The 10,874-nt window shown below is 55.9% G+C and carries 10 protein-coding genes and 1 tRNA gene; 5 read left to right on the top strand and 6 right to left on the bottom strand.

Features of this window, described 5'->3' with window-relative positions; translation table 11 throughout:
- Positions 1–83: 83 nt before the first annotated feature.
- The 3 genes from E5201_RS03945 (at position 84) to E5201_RS03935 (ending at position 2,160) form a co-directional block, all read left to right on the top strand.
- Complete coding sequence (locus tag E5201_RS03945) at positions 84–395, top strand: MmcQ/YjbR family DNA-binding protein (RefSeq protein WP_140984718.1); 312 nt, start codon at positions 84–86, stop codon at positions 393–395.
- Between the two features lie 57 nt (positions 396–452).
- Entirely contained in the window at positions 453–1,106 is a 654-nt protein-coding gene (locus E5201_RS03940) for a hypothetical protein (RefSeq protein WP_140984717.1), read from the top strand.
- 463 nt (positions 1,107–1,569) lie between these two features.
- Positions 1,570–2,160, top strand: a complete 591-nt coding sequence (locus E5201_RS03935; RefSeq protein ID WP_140984716.1) for an EipA family protein — start codon at positions 1,570–1,572, stop codon at positions 2,158–2,160.
- Positions 2,161–2,309: 149 nt separating this feature from the next.
- Here the strand turns inward: E5201_RS03935 and E5201_RS03930 are convergent, their stop codons facing one another.
- The 6 genes from E5201_RS03930 to E5201_RS03905 all read right to left on the bottom strand — a co-directional run bounded on the left by E5201_RS03930 (position 2,310) and on the right by E5201_RS03905 (position 7,012).
- Complete coding sequence (locus tag E5201_RS03930) at positions 2,310–3,341, bottom strand: oxidoreductase (protein ID WP_140984715.1); 1,032 nt, start codon at positions 3,339–3,341, stop codon at positions 2,310–2,312.
- Between the two features lie 10 nt (positions 3,342–3,351).
- On the bottom strand, positions 3,352–3,987 hold the full coding sequence (locus tag E5201_RS03925; protein ID WP_140984714.1) for a TIGR02466 family protein: 636 nt from the start codon (positions 3,985–3,987) through the stop codon (positions 3,352–3,354).
- Positions 3,988–4,026: 39 nt separating this feature from the next.
- On the bottom strand, positions 4,027–4,530 hold the full coding sequence (locus E5201_RS03920) for a DUF805 domain-containing protein (RefSeq protein ID WP_181404535.1): 504 nt from the start codon (positions 4,528–4,530) through the stop codon (positions 4,027–4,029).
- Positions 4,531–4,533: 3 nt separating this feature from the next.
- The gene (locus E5201_RS03915) at positions 4,534–5,415 is read right to left on the bottom strand and encodes a M23 family metallopeptidase (RefSeq protein ID WP_246050389.1); all 882 of its coding nucleotides are present in this window, start codon (positions 5,413–5,415) and stop codon (positions 4,534–4,536) included.
- Complete coding sequence (locus tag E5201_RS03910) at positions 5,415–6,143, bottom strand: hypothetical protein (RefSeq protein WP_140984712.1); 729 nt, start codon at positions 6,141–6,143, stop codon at positions 5,415–5,417. The genes E5201_RS03915 and E5201_RS03910 overlap by 1 nt, the downstream gene beginning before the upstream one ends.
- A gap of 107 nt (positions 6,144–6,250) precedes the next feature.
- Complete coding sequence (locus tag E5201_RS03905) at positions 6,251–7,012, bottom strand: SIMPL domain-containing protein (protein ID WP_140984711.1); 762 nt, start codon at positions 7,010–7,012, stop codon at positions 6,251–6,253.
- Between the two features lie 261 nt (positions 7,013–7,273).
- Here E5201_RS03905 and E5201_RS03900 point away from each other — a divergent pair.
- Positions 7,274–7,349, top strand: a tRNA-Ile gene (locus E5201_RS03900).
- A 194-nt stretch (positions 7,350–7,543) separates the two neighbouring features.
- Positions 7,544–10,084: a PAS domain S-box protein gene (locus E5201_RS14985; RefSeq protein WP_140984710.1), complete on the top strand. Its 2,541-nt coding sequence runs from the start codon at positions 7,544–7,546 to the stop codon at positions 10,082–10,084.
- Positions 10,085–10,874 lie beyond the last annotated feature (790 nt).

Genomic DNA, 10,874 nt, shown 5'->3' with positions numbered 1-10,874 from the left:
CTTGGGAAAATAAGGCTGAAGCCGGGCCATCTGCTCGTCCGTCAGCCAATAAAGGTCACTCATAATCCACACTCCTCAGGAGCATGAATCAGATCACTACAACAAAATCAATGGGTCCTGAGCCTAAGGTCAACAAGAAGGTCATTCTCTTCTGGAATCCGAAATATGACGCGCCGGTTTTCAAAGTCGACATGGCCGAGCGCGACTTTCTGATCGAGGCTGACCCCGACACCTTTTTCACCACGGATCACCATCGGCCCTATCCGCTGGTTCTGGCGCATCCTGAGGCCGTCGATATTGGCTGGGTTCGCGCCAATATCGAACGTGTCTGGCGCGCGCAGGTCTCCAAACGCACGCTAAAAGCCTATGACGCCCGCACCGGCGACAATATGTAAGTGCCCACATAACCGCGCCCCAATCCGGCCATGTCTGCATGCGCATCCTTCGAACGCATGAAACAAAAAAGCGGACATATACAGTGGATAGGGGGCGTGGCTCTGGCGCTGGGGCTGCACGTTCTGGCGCTGGTGGTCGTCGCCCTGAGCACGGTTAAGCCGCTGCCCATGCGTTTTGAACCGGTCGAAATCGAGTTGTGGCACATACCGCAGACCCAATCCCCCGCGCCGCCAAAGACAGAGACAGAACCTGCGCCACGTACAGACAGGCCAGCGCCGCCACCAACGCCTGATCCTGCATCCCCGCGACCGGCCAGGGCCGTTCAGACCGATGACATTCTGCCAATCGCTCCCAAACCGGCACCGGACGCCCCCCCCGAATCCGCACCGGACACAGCCCATGCCGTCACCCCAAAGGCCTATGATGCCGGCGGCAACAGGCGACGGGCAGCCCTGACGCAGGGCTTGCTAAAGCGCGAGGCCTGCCTTGAGCAGCGCCGTCTGGGTAAACCGCTTGATAAGGACTGTGCCTTAGGCGAGGCCCCTGAGGATCTGACCCTGCCTCTGAAACCGCGCGAAACCCGCCCAACCCAGTTGTGCCTCGCCGAACGTGAACGCACGTGGCAGAAATACCGCGAAGGCCGCGCCGCCTATCCGGGCATCAAGGACGCCCTGAAAGGCAACAAGGACTGCCGCAAGGATTGGGACTAAGACTGTGTTTTACCGACTTATGTCCTTATCTCGTCGGCCCAAATCGGCCGTCTGCTTGGCTGCCGATGCACGTCGAATCTTCTCCCGATAAGCAGGATCATCAAATTTCTGGGCCTGAAAGTAGTGCTCGGCCGTCGGCCACCAGACACCATCCAGAGCCACGCCGAATTTGGCGAATTAGAGAATTCACCGTAAGGGCCATCCGGAGTATAGAAGAAAATCGCCTCAACCATGTTCACCACACCGTACGCCCCTCTGTTGCCCGTCGTGTGGCGAACGTCATAATTCCTATCGGTCGCATAACGGACATATTTTTGCCGCTGCCATACGGACACCTTATCACGCGCGCATTAACCAAAATGAACCGGAGATGAGCGTCTTGGTAAGACTTTGGTCACGGATTTTGGGTTAACAAAGCCTTTAATATAGTTTCCGCCTGTTTGTCCGCTCTGGGAGTGTTTTTATGGAACGTCGTCAGTTTTTAATGAACGGTCTGGCCGCCGGTGCCGCCGTAGCGGCGCCTTCGCTGGCGCTGCCTACCCTGGCACGGGCCAATACAGGCGATGCCGCCTATCATCGTGATGAAATCCTGAGCGCAGGCTCTGATTTTCTCGGAGTGACCGCCGAAGCGCTGGGGAGCGCCTTTGAAAAGATTTTCATGGACTATGGTGATGCGCCAACCGCCTATATTGCCGGTGAAGAAGTGTCCGGTGCCATTGGTCTTGGCCTGCGTTATGGCAAGGGTCTGGTACATATGAAGTCCTTGCAGGCCCCGACAACCGTCTACTGGCAGGGGCCATCCGCAGGCTTTGACGGCGGCGTAAACGCCTCGCGCGTTTTTACACTGGCCTATTTCCTCGACAGCCCCGATCAGGTCTTCCGCCGCTTCCCGGGTGTCGAAGGCTCGGCCTATTTCGTCGGCGGCCTTGGGGTCAATTATCAACGCGCCGAAGGCATTGTACTGGCCCCGATCCGCGCCGGTGTCGGCTTCCGTCTGGGGGCCAATGTCGGCTGGCTGGCCTATTCGCGCAAACGCAATATCCTGCCGTTCTAACCCTCCCTCCCTCTTAATTCTCCTCCCTATGCCTCAGCATGGGCCAGAGCGCTTTTATCTCCTCCCTATGCGCAAGCATGGGGAGGTGGCTGGCCAAAGGCCAGACGGAGGGGTACGGGAGAGGGGCAAATAAGCGGAGCGGGAAAACTCTACAACCTGACGACCCGGCCTTCGGCAGCACTCAGGCGGCCCTGCTCAATAATGCGCATGACCTCCAGTGCCTCTTCGGCGGGCACGGGATTGGGGGCATGGGTGACAATAGCTGCCGCGATTTCGGCATAAAAAGCGGCATAATTGCCCTTTTCTGACGCTACACCCACGGCAATTCCCGCATGATCGCCCGCCAAAACCGGCGTCATCAGCCCTTCATGCCCATCCATGCCGAAGTCGATATCCTCAGGGCCACCGCCGGTTTTCAGGGCCGCTTCCTGCGTATCGAGACCATATTTGACAAACGATGCCTTACTGCCGTGAATTTCAAACCGCGGGCCGGGCGCCGGTGTCATGACGCTGGCCTCGAGGATAACCCGCCGTTGACCATAGGATAAGATGGCGTGAAAATAATCATCCACTTCAGACCCCTGACGCTGCTGCGCCAGATCAACCGACAGCCTATCGGGCTTACCAAACAGTTGTAAGGCCTGATCGATCAGGTGCGGCCCCAGATCGTACCACAGGCCCGCGCCCTTGACGGGGGCTTCACGCCAGCGATTGCGGATAAACGGGCGAAAGCGGTCAAAGCGGGAAACATAAAGGCTTATGTCTCCCAGTTTATCTTCGGAAATCAATCGCTTAATCGTCAGAAAATCACTGTCCCAGCGACGGTTATGAAACACCGATAACAGGCGATTGGCCGCCTTTGCCTCAGCGATCAGGGCTTCGGCCTCACTGAGATCAAGGCAAAACGGCTTATCAATCACCACATGCTTACCCGCCTTCAGGGCCGCCAGCGCCTGAGGCGCATGCAGATCATTGGGCGTCGCCACCACCACCAATTCAATGGCCGGATCATTTAAGGCCGTATCGAAATCACAAACCCTGACATCGGGCAAATCCGAGAGCACATCTTCGGGGCGAGACGACACAACCGTCGTAAGTTTAAGACCTTCCGCCGCCGTAATCAGCGGCGCATGAAAGGTTTTACCGGCATAGCCGTAACCGATCAGGGCCGTATTCACCATCTGTCTCTCCTTACCAACTATAGTTGAAACTGACGCTTATACGGACATCTTCGCTTAGGTTTATGGGGACTTCATGGCGCAACCAGCTTTCCCACATCAAAAGCGTTCCCGCCGTTGGGGCTTCGTAGACAAAGGGTTGATGGTCGCGTCGGGCACCGGCCTTGCGCGGCGGTGTATTCATGAACGAGGTCAGGCGCGGGTCTTCGAATTTGAGAGCGCTGGCACCGTCAGGAATATGTACATAAAAGGTGCCGGAAATCAGGCTGTGCGGATGAATGTGCCCCGAATGGGTGCCATAGGGTTCAAGGATATTGATCCACAGATTATCAAGCTTCAGATCACCCCCTGAGACATCATATTCCAGTGCCTCGGCAAAGCGCAGGGCATGAGCATCGAGATGCATTTTCAGGTCTTCAAAGATGCTGGCCCGCATCGGCAGGTCATTGAGTGAGCCGTAGGAAGTATAGCCGAGATAGGCCTTTTGCTGCGACCAGTTCTGACCGGCTTCGTCCTCATCGGCAATGGCACGGCAGGTGTCATCCAGTTCTTCAAGGAAGGTCTGGAAATCCGGCATGTCCGTCAGATCAGCGCGATAGACTTCGGTGACGAACAGGGACGAAAGTGTGTGATCGGGTGCTTGGCTCATGCGCCTTTTGTGACGCAAAGCCGCAAGCGTCACAAGCGGTTATTCAAAGGTCGCTTCGATGGGCACGGTTTTTTCTTTCGACGAGGGGCCGTAACGGTTCGCGCCTTTGGTGCCGGGCCACAGAGCCAGAACTAACTGAAGTAGTAGAACATAATAGCTGATAAGGTTGGGCCAATTTACTAACCTGTCCAATTCTGCGGGCTGTGCATCTCGATTAAAGTGAATGTCGGCGGCAAAATAGGTGATGATAGCGGCTAGCACGGGTTTGATAAGGATTATCCAGGCCCAAAAGCTTTGCCTATCGATGTCGTGAAGCCGCTTCACGCAGGTGGCAAACATAGGCCAGATGAACATAGCACCAATGAAGCCGGGAACCATGAAAGCCCATGCGCGGCTAAGCGGAAACGACGAGGCATCCATGTACGTGTCAGCCCAGTATGTTGCGATGAAAATAGTTAGATAATAGACAATCGCAAACACAATAAACGGTACGCGCGATACGCGCCCTTTGAGCGAGAACAGAAACCACAGGGCTTTTTTCAAAATCTATTCCACAACCGGACAATCACCCGCCAGCTTGCGCTGATAGGCGTCAAGTAACGCCGTATAGGGCGGGACAAAAGCATTTTCCGCCAGCACCGTGCCATCGCTTAAGGTTTCCGACTGGCTGACGCGGATTTCAAAATGCAGGTGAATGGTCGTATAGACCGGCTTACCGCCGCTGGTGCCCATATTGTTGGACACCTTGCCGATTTTCTGCCCCCGTTTCACCCGATCATGCAGGCCGACCTTAAGGCTTGCATTCTGAAGGTGCAGATAGCGGTAAACCCGATAGGGTGGGGCATCCGCCGTCAGAGCCACCGTATAAGACCCCATCTGAGTAATGACACCATCCTCGGCGGCCACCGCCCAATAGGTGTTGTTCGTACAAGCCTTGGGCCGCAAATCCTGCCCCTGATGACCCTTGCCGGAATTACAGACCGGATTGACCCAGCTTCGGCTTTCACAGAAATTATCGATCCACGGATAGGCGTAGTTTTCCGGCGCGCACTGACTGGGGTTTGACGGCACAGCACTCCCCCCGGGACGATAGACCTGAGAATTGGCGTAGGCCGGCGTGTCAGCCAGCGGAAAACAGATGCCCGGTGCCCAGTTACGTGTGTCGTCATAACCCGAACCGGACCCTGCCGGAAGCAGCCCCGCCGCCTGATGCGGCACCTCGGGCAGGGGCGTTTCCGATGAGGTGGAACTGCTGCTCTCGCTTGCCGAACTTGTGGAGGCCGATGAAGCACTTTCAGACGCAGAGCTTGTCGATGCCGAAGACGAAGCGCTCCCGGAATCCCTATCCGCCGGAAAGGGCAGGTCATCACAGCCGGTCAGCAGAAGCGAAACCGTCAGGACGCCAGATAAAAACCTGGGGATTTTCATTACGCAACCCCCGCTTCTTTCTGCGCTTCTTCCCCAAGCGACACATCCGTCATGTCCGCCACCGCCTTACGCAGATAGGCGTCATCAAGACATTTCACGTCCTGCGCATCATCACACAGAAGATCGACCGTATAGAGCACACCAAAACGCCTGAAACTGGCTGACCAGCCGTCCTCAAGGCGGGTGATGTGCACATCTTCGGGGATATTGGCCAGCTTCAGGCGGGGTTTGCGGGCAATCTCGCCGCGTTTGGCCTGAACCATACGGCGATTACCGGTAACGGTCAGGACGACCCCCTTATCCTGCGGCAAATTAAGCGAATAGGCATCCCCAAAAGACACCAGTCTGGCCCGTTCGGTACGCACCATACCGCCTTCACGCGGGGTCAGGAGCGGCAGGCGCGTGCGGTTGACCTGATCCCGCGACAAACGGGATGCCACAGGTCTTATGGCCTGCCGAAGGCGTGGCGCGGCCTTTTCGGCGGCCACACCGCGCGCCTGAGGTGAGGGGGCTTGTGCGTGCGGCCCATCAGCCTGTCTTATCGCCGCTGACCAGTCCACCTGAGTGGTATTTTGCAAACGGGGAGAAGGGGCCGCCTTAAGCTGTGCGGCCTTGCTGGACGCCACGTCCTGCGCATGGGCCAGACCGACCACAGCGCCTATGACCGCAGAGGTTAAAACCGCGCCCATACCGGCACGCCGCCACAGATAGAATTTGCCTGAAAACATTGGCCCCCGCCCCCGTTTGCCCCATCGTCCGCCAAAAGGTTAACAGATGGTTTCCCATTTGTCACCTGACGGTTTGAGAAAGGCAAACAGGGACGGAGAGGCCCGTTTTATTCCAGTTCGAACACAGCGTTCAGCGTGACAGAGGTCGAAACCTCACCGCCGGAAATTGGCGTGGAATCTGCCGCCATCTCTGCCTTGACCATGCGGTACTGCGGCATAACCGGCGGCGCATTATAGCTGGCGTTTTCACTCAAAGACACGATGCGCTTGACCTTAAGGCCCAACGATTGGGCATAAAGCTCCGCGCGTGCGGTCAGGGTTTTCGTCGCATTCAGACGCGCCTGATCTTCGGCCTTTGACGGGTCTTTCAGGCCGAAAGAAATGCCGTTGATCTGGTTGGTGCCCGCCTTGACGACGGCATCAATGGCATTACCGAGACGCGAAGGCTCTTCGACACGGATACTGACCTGGTTTGACACCTGATAGCCACGCAACACAGGCGTATTCGGGCCCGTTGAAGAACTCGGATAATCATAAACCGCGTTCAGATTAAGTCCCGAAGTCTGGATATGCTTTTCGGCAATGCCCTGCTGCTTCACCGCAGCGATGACGGCATTCATCTTGGTCGCATTCTGGCGAAGGGCTTCCTCAGCCGTTTTCGCTTCGGTCTGCACGCCAAACGTAATGAAAGCCACATCAGGCGAAGACTTGATCTCAGCGGTCTCAGAGAGGGTGAGGGTGGTCGATGTCTGATGCATTTTATGTGTCCGTTCAGCCTTGGCAACCATTGGGGCCTGTTGGGCCATAACAGGGGACCAGGCCATGGCGAGGGCAACCAGAGCGGTCGAAACGGAAAGTAGCGGTTTCATAGTCTGTCTCTTTCAGTATGAGAATCGTAAACCCACTACAGGCTACGATTACGGCGCGAACAGGGCGGTAACATGATCACTGAATGACAGAACCTGCCTTGTTCCTTATCAAATATCGATTAGAGCCTGAACGGAGGCTGAACCGGTCATACAGCTATGAATTCATCCGGATGTTTTTCGCAATTGAGGCTTTAAATTCCGTCAGGCTCATGTTAGGCACGCTGCCTTCCCGCTGCGTCATATATTTCTGCGCACACATGGGGGCGAGTAGCTCAATGGTTAGAGCCGACCGCTCATAACGGTCTGGTTGGGGGTTCGAGTCCCTCCTCGCCTACCAATTCCATTATATTTGAATGCGTTACTGCGTAAAACCGGATGTAAAGACGGTAAATCCGCTGAATATCATAATAGTTAGCGTTCGGCGCACCGCACTTATTGATCCCTTATTTCATCATCACTACTGCTGTTCTCCCCGGGGCTGACGATAATTCGTACTGAATTTAGCCCATCCTCACTCATGAGTTTTCCACAGTGAATGAACCGCTCGACCCTCAGTCTACCCAGTGGCATCAGGCACAGCTCGCTGCCATAGAGGAATCGTCGGATGACGCGATCATCAGCAAGGATCTGAACAGTATCATCACGTCCTGGAACAAGGGGGCCGAACGTATTTTCGGTTACACGGCTCAGGAAATGATCGGGCGGTCGATCACCACCCTCATTCCGCCGGAACTTCAGCACGAGGAAGACGCGATCATTTCCCGTATCCGCACGGGCGAACGCGTTGATCATTTTGCTACGGAGCGGCTTTGCAAGTCAGGCGAACTGATCAACGTGTCGATCACCGTATCGCCCGTGCGCAATGCCCGCGGTGAGATCGTCGGGGCCTCCAAGATTGCCCGGGACATCACCGAACAGAAACGGGCCGAAGTGCGCCGTGCGGCTCTGGCACGGTTGACCGACAGTATCCGTGATCACGAAGATCCGGCTGAAATCGCCTATATTGCGGCGCAAATAATTGGCGAAACCCTGAACGTCAGTCGGGCGGGCTATGGCATTATTGATACGACCGAAGAAACCATAACCATAGAGCGTGACTGGAATGCGCCTGGCGTCAAAACACTGGCCGGTGTGCTGCGGTTTCGTGATTATGGCACCTATATCGAAAACCTGAAACGCGGTGAAACCGTCACCTTTGCCGATGCAGAAAAAGACCCCCGCACCCGGTCCAATGCGGCGGCCCTTAAGGCTATCAGTGCACAGTCCGTGGTCAATATGCCTGTATCAGAGAGGGATCGCTTCGTTGCACTGCTCTATCTTAATCACGAAACGGCCAGAGAATGGTCGGATGGTGAACTGGCCTTTATCCGCGAAGTCGCCGAACGGACGCGAACGGCCACCGAAAGGGCGCGCGTAACGGCGAAACTCAGGGAACGCGAAAAGGAACTCAGGGATCTCAATGCGCAACTGGAACAGCGCGTTCAGGACGCGTTGGCCGAAAAGCGCATACTCGCCGAAATCGTGGAATCGACCGCTGCCTTTATTCAGGTAGCGGATATGAATTTCAACTGGCTGGCGGTCAATCGCGCCAGTACAGAAGAGTTCCAGCGCATCTACGGCATCAGGCCCAGGGCCGGCGAAAATATGCTGACGGTATTGCAACATTTGCCTGAGGAGCAGTCAGCGGTGAGGGACGTCTGGGCCCGCGCCTATACCGGTCAGAGCTTTACGCAGGTTAATGAGCTGGGTGACCCATCCCGCGACCGGCGCTTTTATGAAATGAAGTTCAGCCCTTTACATGATGAGACAGGCACTCAGATCGGCGCCTATCAGTTTTTCTTTGATGTTACCGACCGGATGCATGATCAGAAACGGCTTGAGCAGGCTCAGGAGCAGCTGCGTCAGGCCCAGAAGATGGAAGCCGTAGGGCAACTGACCGGCGGCATTGCCCATGACTTCAACAATATGCTGGCGGTTGTCTCAGGCTCGCTCGAACTGCTGGATCGCCGCGCCACACCGGACGAGGCGCGCACCAAACGACTGATCACCGCCGCACTGGATGCCGCCCGCCGCGCCGCAACCCTGACGCAGCGTCTGCTCGCTTTCTCACGGCAGCAGCCCCTGAAACCGCAAGTGCTTGATGCCAACAAGCTGGTGTCCAACATGTCTGATCTGTTCCGTCACTCACTGGGGGCACACATCCAGCTTGAAACGGTGCTGGCAGGCGGTTTGTGGCGCATTCATGCCGACCAGAACCAGCTCGAAAGCGTTCTGCTGAATCTGGCGGTCAATGCCCGCGACGCCATGCCCGACAGCGGCAAACTGACCATTGAAACGCAAAATGCCCATCTGGATCAGCGCTATGCCTCCAAGGAACCGGGCATAGCGCCGGGGCAATATGTCCTGATCGCGGTGACGGATAGCGGAAGCGGAATGCCCCCGCAGGTGCTGGCCAAGGCCTTTGACCCGTTCTTCACCACCAAGGATGTCGGCAAGGGCACAGGGCTAGGCCTCAGTCAGGTCTATGGTTTCGTCAAGCAGTCCGGCGGACATATCAAAATCTATTCCGAAGTCGGTCACGGCACGACCATCAAGATCTATCTGCCGCGTTACACCGGTGTGGCCAACGAGGAAGCCGATAGTGATCTGTCCGGCACCATCCCCATGGCCGATCACAAGGAGCTGATTCTTGTGGTTGATGACGAAACCCTTGTGCGTCAGCTGTCCGTCGAAGCCCTTACCGAACTCGGCTATCGCATTCTGGAGGCAGGCGATGCCAGATCAGCTTTGACGATACTCCATGAGCGTCCGGACATCGATCTATTGTTTACTGATATTGTGATGCCGGAAATGAATGGCCGTGAACTTGTTGACAAGGTCAGAGAACACCGTCCCGATTTGCCGGTAATCTACACGACCGGCTACACCCGCAACGCCGTCGTGCACAACGGTGTACTCGATGCCGGTGTAGAACTGATCAACAAGCCCTTTACCATCGAAGAACTGGCCTCACGGGTGCGCGATGTGCTGGATCAGGCGGCGCATGGAGCCATCCGGCCTCAGACCGAGTAATTAAAACGGGCCACAGCCGTCTCCGGTGAAATCACAGGCCCGGCTTTCATGACGGCTCAGAGGTTTTAAGTTTGGCGTGCCTGACATTACTGCGGCCACCTCAATCCAGCGACCTAAGGCTCTGACAGGGCAGGGGGCTTCGCTAAGCCCCGCAACGATAATGACCTCGGCATGCACCGAAATTCGTTCAAGGTCGACGTCGCGTATGATCTTCCAGCTTGTCCAGTTTTGAATCGCTCATAGTCAGTACCCGCATGGCTTCTGCCTCCACATGGCCCAATCCGACCAGAGGAGGCTGACACATCTAATTTGCCTGGCACTGACATTTGCATTTTGCGGCTACACACATTTTCCGCACAATATATCTTATGGGAACGGAGATCAGGTTTAAAAGCGTTGCAGTTGTTCTCGTGCCTATGCAACAGAGAGACGTCCTAAACATAACCATAAGAAGGCGCACCGCGACGCTAATCACAAAGCAAAGCGGTTGCGCCGGTTATTTTGGCTCCTTAAACGCCTATAAAAATTATCCAAGGGTTTCCGAGATTGGCTCAAACCGGTATTCCCTAATTCGGCTCGGAAATAGAAGACGAGGAATGCCTAAGAGTGCGTTGAGCAGTTTAAGTAATGCGACCTACGCATGAGACATGCGCGAAACCAATCTGAACCGCACCGGGTTTGCCGGAGACCGTTTGGTTTAAGTTATGCAGCCATTTCTGGCATGTCCAGCATTGCGTAGTATCTTTCTTCGGCCTCGGCAGGCGGAATGTTTCCTATAGGTTCAAGAAGA

Origin of the sequence: Asticcacaulis tiandongensis (assembly GCF_006475605.1) — a bacterium.
GTDB classification, from domain to species: domain Bacteria; phylum Pseudomonadota; class Alphaproteobacteria; order Caulobacterales; family Caulobacteraceae; genus Asticcacaulis; species Asticcacaulis tiandongensis.
Note: the sequence above shows the minus strand (reverse complement) of the source record. Positions and strands in the feature narration are given on the sequence as shown.

Excerpts from the sequence above, each read along its gene's own strand:
- E5201_RS03945 (WP_140984718.1), top strand. The coding sequence starts at position 84 with ATGAATCAGATCACTACAACAAAATCAATGGGTCCTGAGCCTAAGGTC.
- E5201_RS03940 (WP_140984717.1), top strand. The coding sequence starts at position 453 with ATGAAACAAAAAAGCGGACATATACAGTGGATAGGGGGCGTGGCTCTG.
- E5201_RS03905 (WP_140984711.1), bottom strand. The coding sequence starts at position 7,012 with ATGAAACCGCTACTTTCCGTTTCGACCGCTCTGGTTGCCCTCGCCATG.
- E5201_RS03925 (WP_140984714.1), bottom strand. The coding sequence starts at position 3,987 with ATGAGCCAAGCACCCGATCACACACTTTCGTCCCTGTTCGTCACCGAA.
- E5201_RS03915 (WP_246050389.1), bottom strand. The coding sequence starts at position 5,415 with ATGAAAATCCCCAGGTTTTTATCTGGCGTCCTGACGGTTTCGCTTCTG.
- E5201_RS03910 (WP_140984712.1), bottom strand. The coding sequence starts at position 6,143 with ATGTTTTCAGGCAAATTCTATCTGTGGCGGCGTGCCGGTATGGGCGCG.
- E5201_RS03930 (WP_140984715.1), bottom strand. The coding sequence starts at position 3,341 with ATGGTGAATACGGCCCTGATCGGTTACGGCTATGCCGGTAAAACCTTT.
- E5201_RS03935 (WP_140984716.1), top strand. The coding sequence starts at position 1,570 with ATGGAACGTCGTCAGTTTTTAATGAACGGTCTGGCCGCCGGTGCCGCC.